This is a genomic window from Asticcacaulis sp. DW145 (assembly GCF_037101385.1).
GTDB classification, from domain to species: Bacteria; Pseudomonadota; Alphaproteobacteria; order Caulobacterales; family Caulobacteraceae; genus Asticcacaulis; species Asticcacaulis currens.
In genome coordinates, this window is sequence record NZ_AP029024.1 from 1,463,426 (window position 1) to 1,484,676 (window position 21,251).

A 21,251-nucleotide genomic window follows, 5' to 3' on the forward strand; every position below is an offset into this window, starting at 1 on the left:
CTCAAAAATCCTGGCCAGAGAAATCGTGGCAAGAGCACGATGTGATGCGCTTTATGGGCCGCGAAGCCCCGCGTTACACCTCTTATCCGTCGGCGCATCATTTCGGGGCCCTGACGCCGGAGACCTATAAGGGCTGGCTGTCGTCCCTGCGTCCGGATCAGCCCATTGCCCTCTATCTGCACATCCCCTTCTGCGAGCAGATGTGCCATTTCTGCGGCTGCAATACGCGCGCGACGCTGAAATACGCGCCAGTCGAGGCCTATGTCGGGGCGCTGGTCGCCGAAATTCAGATGGTCGGTGCGCATCTGGGCTTCCGCCCGGCGGTGCACAGCGTGCACTTCGGCGGCGGCTCGCCCTCCATGCTCAAACCCACTGATATGGGACGCCTTTTTGAGGCCCTGCATGAGGCGTTCGACCTGCAGCCCGACGCCGAAATCGCCATCGAACTGGACCCGCGCCGCGTTACGCTCAGCAAGATCAAGGCCTATGCCGCCTTCGGCTTCAACCGCGTGTCTCTCGGCATTCAGGACACCGATCCCGTCGTGCAGGCCGCCATCAACCGCATCCAGCCGCTGGAGCAGGTCAAGACGGTGATGGGCCACCTACGCGACAATGGCCTCAATCGCATCGGCATTGATCTGGTCTATGGCCTGCCGGGCCAGACTTTGAACAGCCTCGACACCACCCTCGCCCACGTGTCCGAACTGGACCCCGACCGCATCTCGGCCTTCTCCTACGCCCATGTGCCGTGGGTGAAAAAGCACCAGACCCTGATCGATGAAGCCCGCCTGCCCGGCACCGAAGAGAAGGTGGCCATGTTCCTGCGTTTGTCGGACTATCTGACGTCGCACGGCTACCGCGCCATCGGCATCGACCACTTCGCCAAGCCGGACGACGAGATGTCGCGGGCGTTTGAGGCGCGGACGCTGCGTCGCAACTTTATGGGCTATTCGACCCTGCCCAATGACTATCTGCTGGGGCTGGGAGCCTCGTCCATCGGGGAACTGGACGGCGGCATCATGCAGAATATCCCGCAATCGACCACCTATCAGAACCGCATTCTGGCCGGCGACTGGGCCACGGTGCGCGGCTGGGCCTATCAGGGCGATGACACGCTGCGCAAGGCGGTGATCAGCGACCTGATGTGCTATTTCGAAGCCGATATTCCGGCCATACTGGAACGCCATGGCTATGCGGCGGACTATCTCGATGCCGATATAGCCGGGCTGTCCGACTTTGTGGCGGCGGGTCTGGTGAGCGTCGAATACCGCCGTGTGCGCTTCCATTCGCCGCTGAAGATGCTGGCGCGCAATGTCGCCTGCGCCTTCGACACCTATGCGCGGCAATCCGAAGCGCCGAACCGTTACTCCAAGGTCGCCTGAGATTTTTGTTTAGCCCGTCGCCGGGCGGTGGCTTCGCCACCTTGGCCACCGCCTCAATGGCGGCTTGAACGGAATGAGTCCAGGAGAAATCATTTCGCTCTAAACAGGGCGCGCGGGTCGAACCCGACCACCAGCGCCGTACCCCACAGGACAAGCGCCCCGCCGATCAGTGTGCTCAGGCCCACCGCCTCGTGCAGGAACAGCCAGCCCCATAGCGTGCCAAAGACCGGGATCAGGAAGGTGACGGTCAGGGCGGGGGCCGCGCCTATGTCATTGATCAGGCGGAAATAGATCATATAGGCGATACCGCTGCACACGACGCCCAGCGCCACCACACCGGCGACCACCACAGGCGTCAGCGTCATCAGTTGCGCCGTTGAGGGGGCAAAGACCGGTACAAAGGGCGCGATCAGCACGACCGAAGCCCACATGCCGCCGTGGGCATTCGACAACGGATCTGGCGTGCGCGGCGCGTGACGGGCATAAACCGAGGCAATGGCGTAGCACAGGGCCGCAACCAGCCCCGCCAGTAGCGCTATGGCTTCACGCACGCTGAGGTGCGTGGCATCAAGCCCGACCAGCACACCGACCCCCGCCACCCCCAGCAACAGACCACACACCGTCTTTATATCGGGTATGCGCCGCGACCATACCGCCATGATGATGACGGCGAACAGAGGCGACATGGCGTTGAGGATCGACAGCAGAGAGGCCGTCAGGCTCTCGGCTGCAAAGGCAAACAGTACGAAGGGCACCGCCGAATTGAACAGGCCAAGGATCAGGAAATATTTGTAAAACCCCTTGATCTGTAGCGTCTGGCGCGTCGCAGTACCCACGCCGGTCAGAAACACCGCGGCCAGCAGCACCCGAATCGCGATCAGCCATACCGGCCCCAGCGCCCCGACGCTCAGGCGCATGAACAGGAACGACCCGCCCCAGATGGCGGCCAGAGACAACAGACGGATCAGGCTGGCAACAGACATAAATACCTCAAATCCCCCCCACTTCGCAGGGGAGGATGTATGCAACGCATCGAACAAGCGTCCCGTCTCTTGCGGTGGAAACGATCGCACGTCCAGTGGCGAGGGTGCCATTCACCGTATCTATCCTGCCAGTTCCCGTCAGCAGGGCACTCACCCGCGCTAAAGTTTTTCTTATTCAAAATTCAAAGACTATCTATTTCATTTATTCCCGTAGCTTCGTCATAGTCGCCCTACGTCCCAAAGAGGGCAGAAGGCTTAGGAAAGACAAGATGATGAGCGAGAGCAAGTGCCCCGTAATGCACGGTAAAACCATGACCACCAGCGCGGGCGCGCCGGTGGCGGACAATCAGAACAGCCTGAGCGCCGGGCCGCGCGGGCCGCTTCTGATGCAGGACTATCAGCTCATTGAAAAGCTGGCGCATCAGAACCGTGAGCGCATCCCGGAGCGCGTCGTCCACGCCAAGGGCTGGGGCGCGTTCGGCACCTTCACCGTCACGCACGACATCTCGAAATACACCCGCGCCAAGGTGTTCGCGCTGGGGGCCACCACGCCGCTGCTGGCGCGCTTTTCGACCGTGGCCGGAGAGTTGGGGGCCGCCGATGCCGAGCGCGATGTGCGCGGCTTTGCCCTCAAATTCTACACCTCCGAAGGCAACTGGGACCTCGTCGGCAACAATACGCCGGTCTTCTTCATCCGTGACCCGCTGAAATTCCCGGACTTCATCCACACGCAGAAGCGCCACCCGCGCACCAACCTGCGTTCCTCGACCGCCGCCTGGGACTTCTGGTCTTTATCTCCCGAAGCCCTGCATCAGGTGACCATACTGATGTCCGATCGCGGCATCCCCACCGATCCCATGCACATGGACGGCTTCGGTTCGCACACCTACAGCTTCCTCAATGCGGATGGTGAGCGCTTCTGGGTCAAGTTCCACTTCAAGACCCGTCAGGGCCACGCCCATTACACCAATGCCCAGGCCGCCGATGTGATCGGGCAGTCGCGCGAAACCTATCAGGAGGCTTTGTTCGGGGCCATCGAGGCGCATCAGTACCCGAAGTGGGACGTCAAGGTGCAGATCATGCCGGAACTGGAGGCCGACACCACGCCCTACAACCCGTTCGACCTGACCAAGGTGTGGCCGCACAGCGATTATCCGCTGATCGACGTCGGCGTCATCGAGCTGAACCGCAACGCCTCCAACTACTTCGCTGAAATCGAGCAGGCGGCCTTTTCGCCATCCAACATCGTGCCTGGCATCGGTTTTTCGCCGGACAAGGTGTTGCAGGCGCGGCTGTTTGCCTATGCCGACGCCCACCGCTACCGTCTGGGGACGCACTATGAGGCCCTGCCGGTCAATGCGCCGAAATGCCCGGTGAACCATTATCACCGCGACGGCTCGATGCGCTTTTTCGACAATTTCCAGTCGAACCCGGACGCCTATTACGAACCCAACAGCTTCGGCGGCCCCGCCGAAGCCCCGCAATACCGCGAACCGCCTTTGCGCATCTCAGGCGACGCCGACCGGTACGACCACCGCGACGGCAATGACGACTACAGCCAGCCGCGCGCCCTGTTCAACCTGTTCGACGACGGTCAGAAGGCGCGACTGTTTGCGAACATCGCCGCCTCCATGACCGGCGTACCCGACGTCATCGTCGAGCGCGCCCTCACCCACTTCGAACGCATCCACCCGGACTACGCCGAGGGTGTCCGGGCGGCGCTGAAAAGCAACAAATAAACAGCGCCGAGAGCCCCGTCAGTTCACCTGACGGGGCTATTGCTTAAACACGACGCCTGACCGTCAGGGCCAGAGCCAGCAACAGGCCAATGCCGATAACCGCCGTAAAGGCCATCAGCGGCTCATCCTGACGCTGCACATTGGCCGCCGCGATCCAGCCCAGCGCCCAGACCAGCGGCATGGCATAAATGCGCGAACGCGTCAGGCGCAGCATGATGCCCGCAAAAGCAATCAGGCCCAGCAGGAAGCCCAGTGACACCATGACCTGACGCGGGTCGGGCGTCAGGCCTGCCGCCACCAGTGCCGAGGTAAAGTTGACCACCGTCGCTGCCGAAATCCAGCCGGTGACCAGAGCCAGAGGAGCCACAACAAAACCCGTTTCGCTCTTACTGAGGCTCAGCCGTTTCAGGCGCATCAGCCCGGTAAGGCCTGCGGTGAGCGAGACGGTGATGATGGCAAAGCTCACCCAGTCGATGCCGTGGATGGGCACCCAGATCGACCACACCGTATTCAGCAACCAGATCACCGCCGTATGCGGCCAGGCGACCTTCAACGCTTCAGTGTCGGCGTGACGGATGGCCCACACCGCGCCGACCAGCGCCCACAGATAGATGACGCCCCAGATGGCAAAGGCCGGCCCCAGCGGCACCAGAGGGTGCGAGGTCAGGGCCGACTGTTCGGCAACGCTGCGGCCAATGCCCAGCCACTCCGGCACCTGACCGCTGAAAATCTGCGCCACACCGAGCAGCAACAGCAGCCAACCGGCCGCTGGCACACGACCGGTACTGACGGAGTCTGTAGAGGTGAGGGTGCGGGCCATATGACTCTCTCTTTTGGTGGATATGCTGTTTATACGCTGGCCAGAGAGATTACGTTCACGCCCTTGCTATCACGAAAGGGAGATCAGGCCTTTTTGACGAACTCGGTGCGCAGGACAAGGCCGCGCACCTTCTCGTGGTTGCACTCGATTTCGTCTTCGTCATAGGTCAGGCGGATATTCTTGATCAGCGTGCCGCGCTTGAGCGTCACACCGCCCGACCCCTTGACCTTAAGGTCCTTGATCAGGGTGACGTTGTCGCCATCCGCCAGACGTGCGCCATTGGCATCCTTTACGATCAGTTCTTCATCGGACATGGCGGGGCTCCTGTAACTTCAGTGGCGCCCTGCCTAACCGATCACCCTCATTTCCACAATACAGGTATGGAAATTAATCCCGGCAATAGCCTTCGCCGTTGGAAACCGAGACGCAATCCAACTTGTCCGCCAGATATTTGACGCCGGTTTTGGCCCCGGTCGTATGACGGATGAGCTGGGTTTCGCCGTTGCGCTCGATCTGCATGGCATTGCCATTGACCGTCCCCGTAAAGACGCCCGGTGTGCTCGTACCGCTCAGCGTCACCTCGTAATCGTGCTGACGCGCTACGACCTCAAGCGAGGTACCTTCCGGCCCGGTCCAGCGCCCGACATAGCCAGCGGCAACATCGGCGGCTTTCGACGCGCTGGTCGAGGCGGCGCTGGAGGCCGAGGCCTCCGCTTCGGTGGGGGATGAGGTGTCAGGCTTGGGCGAACAGGCCACAAGCACAAGCGACAGGAGACAGAGGGCAAAACGCATCGTAACAATCCAGCGGCATCAAGGGTGTCTGAACCGCCAGAGTAAACCGAATAAAAATCGAGCGAAATAACAGCCTTATCGGCCATTTATAAATTCCGCATATTTGTCGGGAGATTATTCCAGTCTCGTTGGCTGTCTGCGAAACGTCCCGGCCTTGCAATCGTCGTACAGACTTTGAAAGTGGCTTGCCGGTATCACCTCGCTGTCTTCCATCAGAAGGGAATCTTTTTGATCTGGCACACCGATAAACCGGGAAAAGCCAGAATAGGCTCCTAAGGCGTTGCGTCCGCTAATCTCACCACAGACGATGAACGTGTCGTCGAGCGGCGAGGCGGTTACGTTTTTAAACTGCGCGCTCTCTGGGTCTTTGAAGGTCTGAGCGGCCTCGTTTTCGACCTGTTTTATTGCACGTTCTTTTGTGTCTGGAATATCGGCGCAACCAGAAACCATTAAGGCCAGAAGCACAAATGAAGACGATTTGATCATTATAGTCATCCATGGCTGGCTTTACTCAAGGCGAAGCGGGTGGTCAGATCGCGTTCGACGCATTAGTGGCCTTCGCTTTTGCGTTTTAAGCGCTTCCATCCGCCATGATGCGAGCATCGCATTGAAAGCCCTGACCTTTCAGCCCCGCCTTGCTCAGGGCTCAGTGATGGCTGATGGTTTGGGTTTTGGCAAGGTAACCCACGCGCAATTCGGCAATATCGACGCGCACGGCATGCCGTTGCCGCAGAAGCGGCCTAATGGAACAGCAACAACCCTGCTATCGCCGCGTTCATCAGATTGGCCAGAGTGGCCGCGAGAAGCGCCCTCGGCCCCAGCTTGACGATCATATCACGCTGATTGGGAGCCAGACCGCCGATCACCGCCAGTTGGATGGCGATGGACGACAGATTGGCGAAGCCGCACAGGGCAAAGCTCATAATGGCGGTCGAACGCGCCGAGAGCTGCCCGCTCTCTTCCATCAGGTGCAGATAGGCGACAAATTCATTCATGATCAGCTTTTCGCCGAACAGGCCGCCGGCCGCCACGGCCTCGTTCCACGGAATATTGATCAGAAACATGACCGGCGCGAAGACAAAGCCCAGCATCCCCTGAAGCGTCACGTCCGGATAGCCGAACAGACCGCCTATACCACCCAGAATGCCGTTGACCAGCGCGATCAGGGCCACAAAGGCCAGCACCATGCCGCCCACCGAAATGGCGATTTTCAGACCGTCCTGCACGCCGTCGGAAATGGCCGCCAGCAGGCTTTTGGGGTGGTGGTCGGCGTCTTCCATGATCGGTTCAGGCGAATGGATCACCGCCCCTTTGGGATCGGGAATGATGATCTTGGCCATCAGCAACCCGCCGGGGGCCGACATGAAGCTGGCGGCCAGCAGGTAGTCGATCTTGATGCCGATCTGCGCATAGGCGGCCAGAATGGTGCCCGCCACACCGGCCATGCCCGAGGCCATGATGGCAAACAACTGCGCCTTGCTCAGGCCCGCCAGATAGGGCCGCACGACCAGCGGCGATTCGCTTTGCCCGACCAGCACATTGGCCGCCGCCGCCAGCGCTTCAACGCGGCTGATGCCGATGATAAAGCCCAGGCCCCCGCCGATCACCTTGATGATCAACTGCATGATTTTCAGGTAATAAAGCACCGAGGCGAGCGCGGCGAAAAAGACGATCACCGGCAGCACATTGATGGCAAAGCCCGCCCCGCCCGGCACAGTGACCAGCCCGCCGAACAGCATGTCAATGGCGCCTTTGGAATAGCCCATCAGGGCTTCGACGCCGTGCGCGATGGCCTGCACCCCCGCCTTGCCCCAGCTTGTGTGCAGGACCAGCACGCCGATCAGCACCTGAAGCGCAAAGGCGCACACCACCATGCGCAGCCGAATGGCCTTGCGATCCGCCGACACCAGAAACGCGATCAGCAGCAGGGTGACAATGCCGCCTATGCCGATCAGGCAGTGGTTACTGGTCAAATTGGACGACAGATCCGTGGCGGACGGCAGGGACAGGGAGGCGGAGGCAGAAGCGGCCATGCGGATACTCAGGGCAAAAACGAAGGGCTGAGCCTAAGCACCGCAGCGGGCCGGGGTCAATGCACCCCAACTCAATAGGCGTATTTCGCCGCCAGTTCGAGGCGGTCCAGCCGTCCGCTCTGTCCATTCAACAGTTCGCGTTTACCCGTGCGCAGTTCGATACCGAGATCGAGCCCTCTAACCGGCGTGAAAAACAGGTTGGCGGCCAGACTTTGTGCCGATTTCGACGCCAGAGCCGGGCTGCCTGCCGGATAGTCGGCGCTCAGGAACGACGCCGCGAAGGTCGAACGCAGGCGCGGCGTCCAGCCCAGTTTCACCGCCGCAAAGCCAGAGGTGATGCCGACTGCCTCCATCTTCGCGCCCTGCGTCCCGGCATAGACGACATCAGGCGCGAAGTTGAGCCCGACATAGCGCCCGATCCCTTCCCCGCCGGTCAGCATAAAGCGCAGATCATGACGCGACTTCGTACCGAACGGCACCTTGCCCGACAGGCTGAGCCCGTAGCCCGACGCGGTGGCCCCCACCGCGCCATTATCGACGGCCAGTTGTCGCGCCAGAACGGCCACCGCGAAATCGCCATAGGGCTTTTTAAGGCTGAGACGCGCCGTCACATCGGGCAGGCGGTCGTCGTCGTTTTCTATCAGGGTCGCGGCGGTGGGCGTAATCGACGCCGTTTCCGGGTTTTCCAGCGCCACGGCCAAGCTGTAACCCGCCCCCAGCGGCAACGTGTAACGCACCTGCGGCTGACGCACGAAGACCGTGCCTTCCGTGGGGCCGACAAAGTCCGTGCTTTCCGGCAGGGCGGCGACGTTCTGAAACGTCGTCCAGTCCTGCCCGAACAGCCAGCGGCCATAGGTGATATAGGCGCGACGCAGCGCCAGATTATAGCCATTGGTGGTGCGTTCGCTGCCACCGCCGGGCGTGGTCTGGAAATCAGCCTCGACATAGCCGATTAAGCCCGAACCGCTGTCCATCGACACCGTCAGCCGGGTCTGCTTGGCGATGAAATCGGCGTCGCTGTGTTCGCGGACGCCGCCTACCGGAATCTGCGACGGCAGGTAGAAGTCGCGCCCCAGCGATCCGGAAGCCAGATCGCCGGAATCGTATCGGCTGAACAAAGCATTGGTCTTGATAAAACCGCCGAAACGCACGGCAGGTCCGGAGGTCTGGACGGGGGTAGTCTGTTGGGTTGGGCTGGGCGGCGTGGCCTTTTCCGCCTTCAGCCCGGCCAGTTCGGCGCGCAGGCGGCTCATCTCGCCCTCCATCGCCGCCAGCCTCTGTTCGAGCGCCGCCGCCTCAGACGGCGCGGTCTGTTGCGCGCTGACGGAGCCAGCCGCCAGCGCCAGCCCGACCGCAGAGGTCAGGCCGATCAGGGTATATCGCATGTGAACCTCCCCGCTTTTGTTTGCCCTTATTGTGTTTTGCATGGGCAGCGGTGAGACAGAGGATCAGACCGAAGGGGCCGGAATTGAAGGGCGACCTTGGTCGAGACGGCCCCCGACCTTGGTCGTTAAGACCTTGGTCGAATGAAGGTACGGAATGCGTCCCATAGCCGCACTTGGGTCTGGACATGTAAGTGGCAAGGGTACAGATTGGGTGCGCCAGCATTTTCAATAATAAAAAGAATGCGGCCGGAGGTTTCGTCTTGAGTATCCCCCTTCCCGTTTCGGCACCCTCCATTCTGGTCGCCGATGATCACCCGCTCTTTCGTCAGGCTCTGATACTGGCGGCGCGCAAGGTCCGCCCGGACGCCCATATCCTCGAAGCCGGTACGCTGGACGCGGCGCTGGAAGCCGTGCGTCAGGCCACCAACCTCAAACTGGTCCTGCTCGATCTGCGTATGCCGGGTGCCGAGGGCTTTTCCGGCGTCGCTCTGCTGCACGCCGAGGTGCCGCACGTCCCCGTGCTGGTCGTCTCCGCCGCCGACGCCGAAAAGGCGGCGCGCGAAGCCCGGCGCTTCGGCGCGGTGGGCTTTATCGGCAAGGATCAGCCCCTGCCGCGCATGCAGGAGGCCATCAGCGACGCTCTGGAAGGCCGCGTCAGCGACACGCCACCCGCCGACCCGGAGGTCGATACGGTCGCTGCCAAGGTCGCCGACCTGACCCCGACGCAGTTGCGCGTCCTGCTGGGCGTGCTGGCGGGACGCCTCAACAAGCAGATCGCCTACGACCTAAGTATTTCTGAGGCCACGGTGAAGGCGCACATGACCGCCATCATGCGCAAGCTGGATGTGCAAAACCGTACTCAGGCCGTGCTGGCCGCCCGCGCTCTGGGCATCGGGATAGTGGGTTAAACCCCCAGCCACTGCCGCAGGGTTTTGGGCTCCGCGGGTTTGGCAAACACAGGCACGCCCGCCGCCTCGGCGGCCGCCTCGGTCGCCGGGTCGCGGTCCGCAGTAATCAGAGCGACGCGCAGGTCTGGATTACGCCCGCGCAAGCGCCGGATCAGCGACAGACCGTCCTGACCCTCGTTCAGATTATAGTCGATCAGAGCGCAGTCGGCGGTTTCGGCCTGACTGAGGGCCGCCTGCGTGTCATCCACCGCCTGCACGGCACACCCCCACTGCGTAAGAAGCGCGGACATGGCTTCGCGCACCGCCGGCTCATCATCGACGATCAGCACGCGCCGCGCCGGGGCGTTAATCACCACCGGTCCCGCCGTCGCGGCCTCCACCGCCGCAACGCGCGGCAGGGTCACGGCAAAGCGGCTGCCGCGACCCAGGCGCGAACGAACCTCCACGCGCAGCCCCAGAAGGCGCGCCGTGCGCTCAACAATGGCGAGCCCCAACCCGACCCCGGCTTCACCCGATACGCCCAGCCGCTCAAATTCACGGAAAATACGGTCCTGATCGGCCTCGGCTATGCCGACGCCGGTATCATAGACCTCGATCCGCACCTGCTCAGCGCGCGGCCGCAGCACCAGAAACACGCCGCCGGTTTTTGTGTAGCGCACGGCATTGGACAGGAAGTTTTGCAGGATCGAACGCAGCAGGGTGCGGTCGGTCTCCACCCAGACCGACGGCGCGATCAGGCGCAGGCTCAGCCCCTTTTCCGCCGCCAGGGGCGTGAAGATCAGGCTCAGATCCCGCGCCAGAACCGACAAGTCGAAGCGCACCGGGCGCGGCGTGACGCCCCCGGCATCGAGCTTGGAGATATCGAGCAAGGATTTCAGCAGGGCATCCGCCGCCTCAATCGAGCGTTCGACATTCTCGACCAGCGCCCGCGCCTCGCCTTGCGTCTCCTCAGCCAGAGCCGCCGTAAACAGGCGCGCGGCGTGCAGCGGTTGCAGCAGATCATGGCTGGCCGCCGCCAGAAAGCGCGTCTTTTCCTCGGTCGCCCGCGCCAGAGCCGAATTGACCAGACGCAACTCCGCCGTCCGCCGTTCTACGCGGCTTTCCAGTTCGGCCCGCGCCGTTTCCAGCGCTAACAGGGCGTCGGCCTCGCCCGTCACATCGGTAAAGCACATGACATAGCCGCCGCCGGGCATGGGGCCGCCGACCGTGCGGATCACCCGCCCGTCATTGCGCCGCCGCTGAAAAGCATGGTGGGTGCCGCGCCGCATGTGGTCCAGTCGGCGGGCGACGTGGCTTTCGACCTCGCCCGGCCCGCATTCGCCGCGTTCGGCATTGAAGCGGATCAGCTCGGCCACCGGCGTGCCGACACGCACAAGCTCAGGGGGGTACTGAAACAGCTCCAGATAGCGCGTGTTCCACGCCACCAGCCGCAGGTTCTGATCGACCACGCTGACGCCGGGGTCGATGTTTTCCAGCGTCGCCGCCAGAAGGCCGCGTGAAAATTGCAAACTCTGGCCCGAGCGGTCGAGCAGACGCGCCACCTCATCGACGCTGATCGCCGTGCCGGACAGAGCGGACGACACGATGGCGTGAGCCGAAGGCGCGCCGACCACCCCGGCGATCAGCCGCTCGGCCCGGCGCACGGCGGCACGGTCGATGGGGGCGTGGTCCTGTATGCGGCCAAAGGCTTCGGCGACCGCTTCGGGCCCGGCAAATCGCGCCGTGAGCGTGGTCAACTGCCCCAGACTGTGGACCGCGCCTTGTCGCACACTGGGCGTCAGGCGCAGACCAAAGCCCGGGCGGGTGCGCCCGAAAGCCGAGGCCAGACCCCAGGCGGCGGCATTGGCCCCCAGCGAGGCCACCACCCCGTGCACCAGCGGATTGAGGTCCGGCCATAGGGCCTTTACGCCGAACAGGCCCTGCGGATCGAACAGCGTCAGGGCCGCCCCTTCAAGCCACTGCGGCGAGGCTATGGTCGGCCAGAACAGGCTATAGGTCCACACGATCAGCCCGGCCAGCAAGCCGGCCTGAATGGCGGCGGCATCTCGCGCCTTGCCATTGACGGCCAGAAGCAGGGCCGGCGTAAACTGCGCGATGGCGGCGAAGGCGATCTGTCCAATGACCGCCAGTTGCTGCCCCGGCGGCACCCACAGGGCGTAGGTCAGGGCCGCCCCCATCACCGCCGCGATCGAGGCGCGGCGCACCCACAGCATCAGCTTGCCGAAATCCGCCGCCGCCGAGGCGCTGCGGTGACGCAGCAGGAAGGGCGCGATCAGGTCGTTGGAAATCATGGTCGAAAGGGCGATGGTCTCAACCAGAACCATGCCCGTCGCCGCCGCAAAGCCCCCGATAAAGGCCAGCAGGGTCAGGCCGGCCAGTCCGGCCGCATAGGGCAGGTTGAGCACGAACAGGTCGTGCGGCACCTGCGGCCCCAGCAGGGTCAGTCCGGCCAGCGTAATGGGCGGCACCACGACCAGCGTCGCCAGCAGATAGCCCACAAACGGCCAGCGCGCCTTCTTCGCGTCCTCCGGCCGGTCGGCCCCGATGACCGCGGTGTAAAACTGACGGGGCAGGCACACCACAGCGGCCATCGACAGAAGTGTCATGACCCCAAAGTCCAGATTGATCTGAGACGGCGCAAAGCGGGCGGAAAAACTGGCCCAGCCGGCGGTACGAAACTCAGACGGCGCGCTCATAATCGCGAGGATGGCAAACCCGGCCACGGCGACCAGCGCCACCAGCTTGACCAGAGATTCGGTGGCGATGACGTAGAATATGCCTTCATTCCGGCTGGAGGCCACATAGTGCCGCGTGCCAAACAGCATGGCAAACAGAGCCAGAGCCAGCGCCGTCAGGGTCATGGGCCATAAACGCTCACCTCCCGCCACCGCCGCAAAGCTGGTGCCTACAGACCGCAATTGCAGAGCGACGTAGGGAATGGTGCCGAACAGGGCCAGCAGCGTCACCAGCGCCGGCACGCCGCGGCTCTTGCCGAATCGCGCCCCGATAAAGTCCGAAATCGACGTCGCCCCTTCTGCGCGCACGGCGGCAATGAGGCGCGTTAGAAAGGGGGCGGCAAACACCCACAACAGGATCGGCCCCAGATAGATGGGCACGAAGCTCCACCCCTCCCCGGCCGCCGAACCAACCGCCCCGAAGAAGGTCCAGCTGGTACAATAGACACCCAAAGACAGGGCGTAGGCCGGGAGTCTCAGCGGCGAACGCCCGCCCTCACGCCGCGCCCGCCCTTCGGCCCAGGCCCCGATGGCAAACAATACCGCCACATAGGCCGCAGCTGCCAGTAAAAGAATATAGCCGTTCATCCGCGACCGCCGTTAACACCGCCACCACGCTAAACCAGCTTGCGATACAGGGCAAACACCTCACGCACGGTCTGCCTATTGTGCGCCGCAAAACACATATCAACGATATAATTCACACCACATTGAGTAGCAATGCCGCCTTTTAACCACCTTTGCGCCACATTTCGCGCGAAGCAAACTTAAGCTGTGCAGAGGCTTTTTTTAACTAATACCCCTGTAAAGACAGGGAAAGGGTGAAAGACAAAGGCTTTGCCGAAGGTTCTAACAACCCACTTTGAATGTCATAGTTGCCTGTGTGACCTTATTGAAACAGGTTTCATTCGTAATTGACAATTTTGTGGCAAGAGATTGACGGCCGGGCGACACCGATGCGTTATACCCTTTCAACAGCCGTCAAGGCTGGCATCAGCGCAGTAAAAAGCCGATAACCCGGAGATAGAGTGTGAAAAAAGAAACCAAGCGACTTGGCCTGTTGGGTACGACCTCGTTTTGCAGTGCAGTGCTGACGGGCGTTCTGGCTACGGCCCTGACCGGTGGCGTAGCTCACGCCCAAGACACCGCCCCCAAGACGACCGCATCTGAACCAAGCAAGGACATTCAGGAAGTCGTCGTTACCGGGACGCGCATCAAGCGCCCGCAATTTGACGGCACAGTGCCAGGGATCCAAGTCACTAAGGAAGAAATCGTTCAGCGCGGCTTTACAAATGCGTACGATGTCGTCCTCAGCCAGCCGATGGTCTCTTCCGGTGCTAGCCCCTACGGCAACAACGGCGGTCAAACCTCGAGCCTCGGGATGGCCTTCGCTGATCTTTTGGCGCTTGGGCCACAACGCACCTTGACCCTTGTCAACGGTCGCCGCGTCGTCTCTTCTAATGCGGCCACGCTCTTCGTTTCTGGCAACTACGCGGGTTCGCAAGTCGATCTTAGCGGCATCCCAACCCAGATGATTGACCGCGTCGATACGCTGACCGTGGGCGGGGCTGCCGCGTACGGTTCAGACGCGATCGCCGGCGTCATCAACTACATTATCAAAGACAAATACGTGGGAACTGAAGCCCGCGTCAGCTACCGTGCCTCCGAAAAGGGCGACGCAGGTCGTTACAGCTTCAACGTCTTGCATGGGCGCAATTTCGCAGATGGCAAGGGTAACATCGCCATCGCATATGAGTACAATAAGACAGACGCATTGTATGCAGATGCGCGTCCGTGGATTATCGACACTGCCGTCGGCGTTACAAACTTTGCCAATGGCTCCAAGCGCAATCCAAATTTCGCAGCTAATGCAATCATCGATGTTACGGGCCAGAACAATGGGGCGTTCCTGAGGTCTGCGGATGATGGTTTGCCCTCGACCATCTACGCTTACAACAGTCGTTCTTCGACTGTGTGGCCGTCGGGCATTGTGTTTTCTCCAAACACAACTGTTGGCACCAACACCACAGCAGGCCTGACGTGCCCCGGGAGCACGGTTGCAACCGGCACTGGCGCTTTTGGGACTAGCACTTGCGTTTGGGGAACCACCCCGCTCAGCTTCTCAGCTGCAACACAACTGGTCCCGGGGATTCCGACCGGAAATGGACTTTACGGCACCTTTGCATCGGGGACGTTCCCGAATTTTGCGCCTACCTCTCTTGCTCCTGGGGTCACAGCTGCCGCTGTCTTCACCCGTTATGGGATCACTCCGCCATCAGGCCTGACCACGGCTCAGCTAAATACATTGGCAATCAATGTCTTACAAAGCAAGCTGCCGACTTTGCGCGAATACCTAGCGGCCAACCCCAATACCGATATCAACATGATTATCGGTACGCTCAATCCGAGCATGCCTCGCATTGCAAACACTGATCCCGCAACGAGCAACCTCTTTCCGTTCATAGCGAAGCCCGTTCGCTTCAACGCGAACGGCGAGGCCGAGAACTATTCGTTTACGAACTTGTCGCCGACCCAGGCGGGCGTGTTCGGTGCGGCTCAAAACGGATTCGATAGCAGCTATTACAATCTGCTTCAAAATGAGCAGACACGTAATATCGTGTCCCTTTTTGCGACCTACAAGATCAACGATGATCTGACATTCTACACCCAAAACATTTTGTCACGGACGGAAACGGTCCTTCCCCGGAACTCCGCTTCCGCCAACTCGGTCACTTCAACGGCTCAAGAGTCGTCCAGCCTGATTATGAACATCAGCAACCCGTATCTTTCAGATGCCTCTAAGGCCGTCTTGACAGCTTCGGGCGCAGTGGCGACAAACGGCAGCTTTGTCTTTGGCCGCACCAACCAAGATATCCTTGGTGACAATCCGCTCTTCGGCAAAACCAACACTTCTAACTTCACGCAAGGGCTCAAAGGAAACTTTGAACTGGCAGGACATCCTTGGAAGTTCGATGCGTCTTACACCTACGGGAAGTCTGACGGCGACGTTAAGTTCAAGGGCATAAAAGACCTTGAGTATCAACTGGCTCTTGACGTAGTGAAAGTTGGTAACGACGTTGTGTGCCGGGCTAAGACGACACCGAGCTCCTACCTTGGTAAGACGCTGTCGGGTACTGCTAAGAATCTCGTCGATGTTATCCAGCCGGATGGTCGCGTGGCGAAAATCGCGTTCCAACCGAAGGTCACTCAAGACATGATTGACCAATGCCAGCCGCTGAACCCGTTTGGCTATGGCAAAATGTCAGATGCAGCCAAAGCCTATGTGACTGCTGATCAGACGTATGCGTTCGAGAATGTCCAGACCTTCCTGCAAGGCTCGGCAACCACGGACATATTCCAGGCGCCTGGAGGCCCCGTTGGTTTCGCTCTTGCCGCAGAACATCGTACCACTGAGAACAAGTATCGCGTCGATGAAATCTCGCAGTTCGGTCGTACGCGTTCGGCTTCAATCGCCCGGACCGACTATGAGACGGAGGCAACGGAACTTGGGCTGGAACTAAACATCCCTGTGTTTGGCGGTGATTTCACGCTTCCTTTTGTGCGTTCTCTTGAAATTAACCCCTCGGTACGCTGGTCTCGCCAGAAGGGTAGCGCACCCGAGTACTACCGCCAGAGTTCTGTCGAAGGTCGTGTAGGGGCGCTTACTACCCCAAGTTATCAAGGGGACACGGCCCAGATTTTCTCGTTGGCCGGCACGTTCTCGCCAGTCAAGGACATCTCGTTCCGCGGTAACATGACCCGCTCAATCCGCCAGCCGGATGGTGTGGAGCTGTTCCTCGGTGGACAACCAGCATTCACCACGCCTACTGATCCCTGTACCCTGACTAACATCAACAGCTCGTCCAACCCCACGACACGTAAAGCTAACTGTGTCGCCGACCTAATCAAATATGGTTATGCGACGAACGAAACGGAGGCCAATGGTTTCCTCAACACCTACGCTCCTGCCTCACTTAGCCTTCTTGGCGCTCGCTTTGGTAACTCTGGCCTGCGTCCGGAGACCGCAAAAAGCTGGACCGCTGGGTTTATCCTTGCACCTCGTTGGGTAAAGAACTTGCGCATATCGGCAGACTACGTCGACATTCAGGTTCAGGACATGCTTACCCGCGTGTCTCTCACTGACCTAGCAAACTTCTGCTATGACTCGCCGTCTTACCCTGACAATAGTGCAGCGTACGGTACGAACACCTGCGGTTCATTCGTTCGTTACAACAAGTTGAGCGACCCCGCTCCGAACACCAGCCTTGATTTCACCATCAAAGATGGTTGGCAGTCGACATATCTGAACCTGGCCAAGCAGAATGTCCGCTCGGTTAATATTGTGGTTCAATATCGCTTCGATATTGCGGACACATTCGGGCTAAAAGGTAACTGGGGCCGTCTTAGCTTGAACAGCAACGCCTATCGCACGTTGGAATACAGCTATACCCCTTCTGGCCAGGCTGCCGACCTGCAGGATTACGTTGGCGGTTGGGACTATCCGGAATGGCAGACCAACTCGACGATTGGCTATAGCCGTGACAAGTTCTCTACCAGCCTGAACATTAATACCGTTAGCTCGACGGTTTATAAAAACGGTGGTGTGGACTACACGATTGAGGCATTCCCCTACCTTAATCGCGACGCCTATGCGATCTACAACCTGTTCCTCGGGTACGACATCACGGACAAGGCAGAAGTTCGACTGAATGTTAACAACGTGGCCAATACTCGCTTCGTCGACGAGCGCGTCGGCTCGATCTATAGCTCGATTGGCCGTACCTTCCAGGTTTCGTTGTTCGCGAAGTTCTAAGAACTTTCGAGACAATAAAAACAAGCCCCCCATCGGGTTACCGGTGGGGGGTTTCTTTATTCCAGAAAGTCATCCTCTGTATACGAACCTCAATTCTAGAGTCCATCTCGTAAGTATTTCGATCTGGATGCAATTGATCTGAGCGCATTAGCGTCCCACGTTAGCGGGCTCAACTGGTCAATATCTGGAGGTTACCAGTCACGACACTTCTAGGAAATCTAACCGGTAATTTGATTTAACACATAACCGTCAGTTCAAGAGGGCGCATTGGATCGGGTTCTGATTCCATGGGACATGACTCGACCACCGTCTCATTCTCTAGTTAATCGAGAAAAAGACGCGCTCGTCGGCGAGCACTAGGCGGGACCTTCCCAATTAGGAGGCCCCCTTCAACGCATAACGGAAAAATTTTAGCCGGGTCCCCAAGATCACAATATATTTGTGGTTTCGGGACGGCTCGCCATGGGCTGTAATGCCTCGTAGCTTGTTCTTGTTCATCGGCCCGCAGTTTCAAGCCACGCGGCCTCCCCCCTGCGCGCCCTCAGTTTCACTTCGCTTCGTTCGACGGGATCAAAATACGATGGAAGTTCCACCCACCGAAGAAAACTCATGCTGTGTGAACCCAAAAAAAATGAGCCGCCAGACGAATCTTTCCGGCGGCTCTATTTTTTTTCAGCCTATATGAAGATCAGTCCGCTGCGTGGACCTGCCCATTGGCCATGGCCTTTCGGCTGAGCCAGATCAGGGGGATAAGGCACACAATAATGATAGACGAGATGCGGAAGATGTCGACCGTCGCCAGCAGATAGGCCTGCTGACTGACTTGCCGTGTGATGGCGGCCACGGCCTGCGCCTGTGACATGCCCATCTGCATCATCTGATTAATGACCTGATCGACGCCACCGGCACCGCCGGAATTACCACCGCCCGAACCACCCGCCATGGCCCCTGAGATGTTATTCAGGGCGTGGGTTTCGTAGTTGTCCCACAAGGTGGTGGTCAAAGAGGCGGCGAATGAGCCCGCCGTGATGCGGGCAAAGTTCGACAACCCCGACGCGGCCGGCATCTGGTGCGGGGCGACATCGCGGAACGACACGGTGATCATCGAGGTGAAGAAGGCGCTCATCGCCGCCCCCATCACGAACATCGGCAGGATCAGGTGGCCAAAGTCGATATCAGGTGCATAGAGCGAGCGCATATAGAAGGACAGGGCAAACAACAGCAGTGAGATCGTCGCCATGATGCGCGCGTCGATACGGTTGGAAATCTTGGCGACGAACGGCGTCAGGAAGACGGCAACCACACCCGATGGCGCGGCGGCCAGACCCGCCCACGTCGCCACATAACCCATATTGGTTTGCAGCCACAGCGGCATAAGCAGGTTATTGCCGAAGAAGACGGCATAGGCCGCACAGAGCGCGATTACGCCAAAGGCGAAGTTGCGGCTTTTGAACAGCGACAGATCGACCACCGGGTTCTTTTCGTTCAGTTCCCAGATCAGCCAGGCCACAAACCCGATCAGGGCCAGCAGCGACAGGATGACGATATGGACCGAGTTGAACCAGTCGGCGTCCTTACCGGTGTCGAGCACCAGTTGCAGAGTCCCGACCCAGAAGACCAGCAGCGAGAAGGACACCATATTTAGCTTACGCGCCACGCTTGGGGTTTCGCGGTTATGCATGAAGCGCCAGCAGATCCACGTACAGGCGATCCCTACCGGCACATTGATCAGGAATATCCATTCCCAGGCGAAATTATCCGAGATCCAGCCGCCCAGAATGGGCCCTAGCACCGGGGCGACCAGGGTGGTCATCGACCACACCCCCAGCGCGGTGGAGCGTTTATCGGGCGGGAAGATCATGATCAGCAGGGCCTGAGAGCCCGGAATCATCGGGCCGGACACCGCCCCTTGCAGGATGCGGAACAGGATCAGCGACGGCAGGTTCCACGCGATACCGCACAGGAACGAGGCCAGCGTAAACAAGGCCACCGAGACGACAAAGGTGCGCACCACGCCAAAGCGCATCATCAGCCAGCCGGTCAGTGGCACCGAGATACCGTTGGCGACGGCGAAGGAGGTGATAACCCACGTCCCCTGATCGGAGGCGACGCCGAGATTACCGGCGATGGTCGGCAAGGCGACATTGGCGATAGTCGAGTCGAGTACCTGCATAAAGGTACCGAGCGCCAGCGCCACGGCGGCCAGAGCCAGCGACACGCCGGTCAGCGGTGCGGGTCCGGCAGAGGAAGAAGATGAGGCCATAAGGCGCGCTCCATGAACGGGTGGTGGAAGCCAGGCTCCCACCACCCCGACCGCTAACGCGGCCGAGGTCCCCCTCCCCAGCCTCGGCGGCAGCCAAAATGGGGAGGTATGATGTGATGCCCTCTCGTTTACACGCCCCTGCGCGCAGGGGCGGTGGCGGCAAAGCCGTGGGAGGGGGCCTTATACCAACGGCCGGATGCGGTCAGCATCTTCGGCCGTTGGTATTATTCAGCCATTACTTCGACACGTCGATTTTGGCCTTCATCGACAGGCCGACGCGCAGCGGATGCTCTTTAAGGTCCTTTTCGTCGATCTGGATGCGCACCGGCAGACGCTGCACGACCTTGATCCAGTTGCCCGAAGCGTTCTGCGCCGGGATCAGCGAAAAGGCCGAGCCCGTACCGCCGGAGACGCCGACGACCTTGCCCTTGTATTTGACGCCCTCGCCATAAAGATCGGAGGTCAGCTCAACCTCCTGACCCGGCTGGACTTTTTTAAGCTGAACTTCCTTGAAGTTGGCATCGACATAGGCCTGCGAAATCGGCACCACCGACATCAGAGGCGAGCCCATCTGCACCTGCTGGCCGACCTGAACCGACTTGCGGGTGACAACCCCGGCCATCGGGGCGCGCACGACGGTGCGTTCCAGCGCCAGTTGCGCCGAAGCCAGACGCGCACGGGCCGCCATGATCTCCGGGTTTTCGTCCGGCTTGACGCCCGCGATCAGGGTGGCGTTGGTCTGACGGTTGCCTTCGGCCGAAGCCAGCGCAGCCTGCGCCTGAATACGGGCGGCGCGGGCGGCATTGAGGTTGGCTATGGCCGCGGCATAGGCGCTTTCGGTCGCCACGACCTCTTCCTGAGACACGGCGCCGCTGGTGGCGAGGTTCTTGCGACGCTCGAACTCGAATTTGGTGCGGTTCACCTCGGCCTCAGCGGCCTTGATTCCGGCATCGGCGCGCACGATGTCGGCTTCGCGGGCCCCCATCTGCCCCCCAAGCGCCTTGTCGTTGGCGTAGTAGCCCATCACGCGGCGTTCGGCGGTGGCCAGAGCCGCACGCGCGGACTCCACGGCGATCTTGGCATCGGCATCGTCGATGACCAGCAGCACGTCACCGGCCTTCACCGTCTGGGTTTCCTTGACGAGGATGCGGGCCACCGGCCCGGCGACCAGCGCGTTGACCTGCGCCGTTTCGGCCCCGACATAGGCATTGTCGGTCGAAACATAGTGCGAGCCGACAAACATGTAATAGGCGCCGTAGCCCAGCACGCCCACGGCCACAACGGCGGCCAGACCGGTCAGAAGCTGACGGCGGCGATCATTGGATTTGGCGGGGGACGTCTGAGCCGGCGTAACGGGCGGGGTGTTTTCAGTATCGGACATGGTGCGTCACTTTTTCT

The 21,251-nt window shown here is 60.5% G+C and carries 14 protein-coding genes; 4 read left to right on the top strand and 10 right to left on the bottom strand.

Translation table 11 applies throughout. The features are described from left to right. Positions 1–44: 44 nt before the first annotated feature. Complete coding sequence (gene hemN / locus AACH73_RS06735; protein WP_338735720.1) at positions 45–1,382, top strand: oxygen-independent coproporphyrinogen III oxidase; 1,338 nt, start codon at positions 45–47, stop codon at positions 1,380–1,382. Between the two features lie 89 nt (positions 1,383–1,471). Here hemN and AACH73_RS06740 read toward each other — a convergent pair whose 3' ends face one another. Continuing rightward, positions 1,472–2,365 carry a DMT family transporter gene (locus tag AACH73_RS06740; RefSeq protein ID WP_338734388.1) on the bottom strand — a complete coding sequence of 298 codons (894 nt, stop codon included), beginning with the start codon at positions 2,363–2,365 and terminating at the stop codon, positions 1,472–1,474. A gap of 296 nt (positions 2,366–2,661) precedes the next feature. On the opposite strand from AACH73_RS06740, the gene AACH73_RS06745 reads away from it, so the two are divergent. Continuing rightward, positions 2,662–4,104, top strand: coding sequence for a catalase (locus AACH73_RS06745; RefSeq protein WP_338734389.1), 1,443 nt, complete (start codon positions 2,662–2,664; stop codon positions 4,102–4,104). Between the two features lie 43 nt (positions 4,105–4,147). On the opposite strand, the gene AACH73_RS06750 is transcribed toward AACH73_RS06745, so the two are convergent. From AACH73_RS06750 to AACH73_RS06775, 6 genes are all read right to left on the bottom strand, one after another. Continuing rightward, positions 4,148–4,924 (bottom strand): hypothetical protein, encoded by a 777-nt coding sequence (locus AACH73_RS06750; protein ID WP_338734390.1) that lies wholly within the window; start codon positions 4,922–4,924, stop codon positions 4,148–4,150. Between the two features lie 83 nt (positions 4,925–5,007). Beyond that, positions 5,008–5,238, bottom strand: coding sequence for an alkylphosphonate utilization protein (locus AACH73_RS06755; RefSeq protein WP_013478955.1), 231 nt, complete (start codon positions 5,236–5,238; stop codon positions 5,008–5,010). A 73-nt stretch (positions 5,239–5,311) separates the two neighbouring features. After that, a complete protein-coding gene (locus tag AACH73_RS06760) occupies positions 5,312–5,716 on the bottom strand; it encodes a hypothetical protein (protein ID WP_338734394.1) in 405 nt (134 codons plus the stop codon). Positions 5,717–5,830: 114 nt separating this feature from the next. Continuing rightward, complete coding sequence (locus AACH73_RS06765) at positions 5,831–6,202, bottom strand: hypothetical protein (RefSeq protein WP_338734395.1); 372 nt, start codon at positions 6,200–6,202, stop codon at positions 5,831–5,833. Positions 6,203–6,456: 254 nt separating this feature from the next. After that, a complete protein-coding gene (locus AACH73_RS06770) occupies positions 6,457–7,749 on the bottom strand; it encodes a nucleoside transporter C-terminal domain-containing protein (protein WP_338734396.1) in 1,293 nt (430 codons plus the stop codon). Between the two features lie 71 nt (positions 7,750–7,820). After that, a complete protein-coding gene (locus tag AACH73_RS06775; protein ID WP_338734397.1) occupies positions 7,821–9,134 on the bottom strand; it encodes a DcaP family trimeric outer membrane transporter in 1,314 nt (437 codons plus the stop codon). 260 nt (positions 9,135–9,394) lie between these two features. On the opposite strand from AACH73_RS06775, the gene AACH73_RS06780 reads away from it, so the two are divergent. Further along, the gene (locus AACH73_RS06780; protein ID WP_338734398.1) at positions 9,395–10,042 is read left to right on the top strand and encodes a response regulator transcription factor; all 648 of its coding nucleotides are present in this window, start codon (positions 9,395–9,397) and stop codon (positions 10,040–10,042) included. Here the strand turns inward: AACH73_RS06780 and AACH73_RS06785 are convergent. Continuing rightward, positions 10,039–13,365 carry a PAS-domain containing protein gene (locus AACH73_RS06785; RefSeq protein WP_338734401.1) on the bottom strand — a complete coding sequence of 1,109 codons (3,327 nt, stop codon included), beginning with the start codon at positions 13,363–13,365 and terminating at the stop codon, positions 10,039–10,041. The genes AACH73_RS06780 and AACH73_RS06785 overlap by 4 nt on opposite strands. A 442-nt stretch (positions 13,366–13,807) precedes the next feature. Between AACH73_RS06785 and AACH73_RS06790 the strand changes: the two genes are divergently transcribed. Continuing rightward, on the top strand, positions 13,808–17,590 hold the full coding sequence (locus AACH73_RS06790) for a TonB-dependent receptor (RefSeq protein ID WP_338734402.1): 3,783 nt from the start codon (positions 13,808–13,810) through the stop codon (positions 17,588–17,590). 688 nt (positions 17,591–18,278) lie between these two features. Here AACH73_RS06790 and AACH73_RS06795 read toward each other — a convergent pair. Together AACH73_RS06795 and AACH73_RS06800 are read right to left on the bottom strand one after the other, a co-directional pair. Further along, positions 18,279–19,853, bottom strand: coding sequence for a DHA2 family efflux MFS transporter permease subunit (locus AACH73_RS06795; protein WP_338734403.1), 1,575 nt, complete (start codon positions 19,851–19,853; stop codon positions 18,279–18,281). A gap of 235 nt (positions 19,854–20,088) precedes the next feature. After that, positions 20,089–21,234: an HlyD family efflux transporter periplasmic adaptor subunit gene (locus AACH73_RS06800; protein WP_338734404.1), complete on the bottom strand. Its 1,146-nt coding sequence runs from the start codon at positions 21,232–21,234 to the stop codon at positions 20,089–20,091. Positions 21,235–21,251 lie beyond the last annotated feature (17 nt).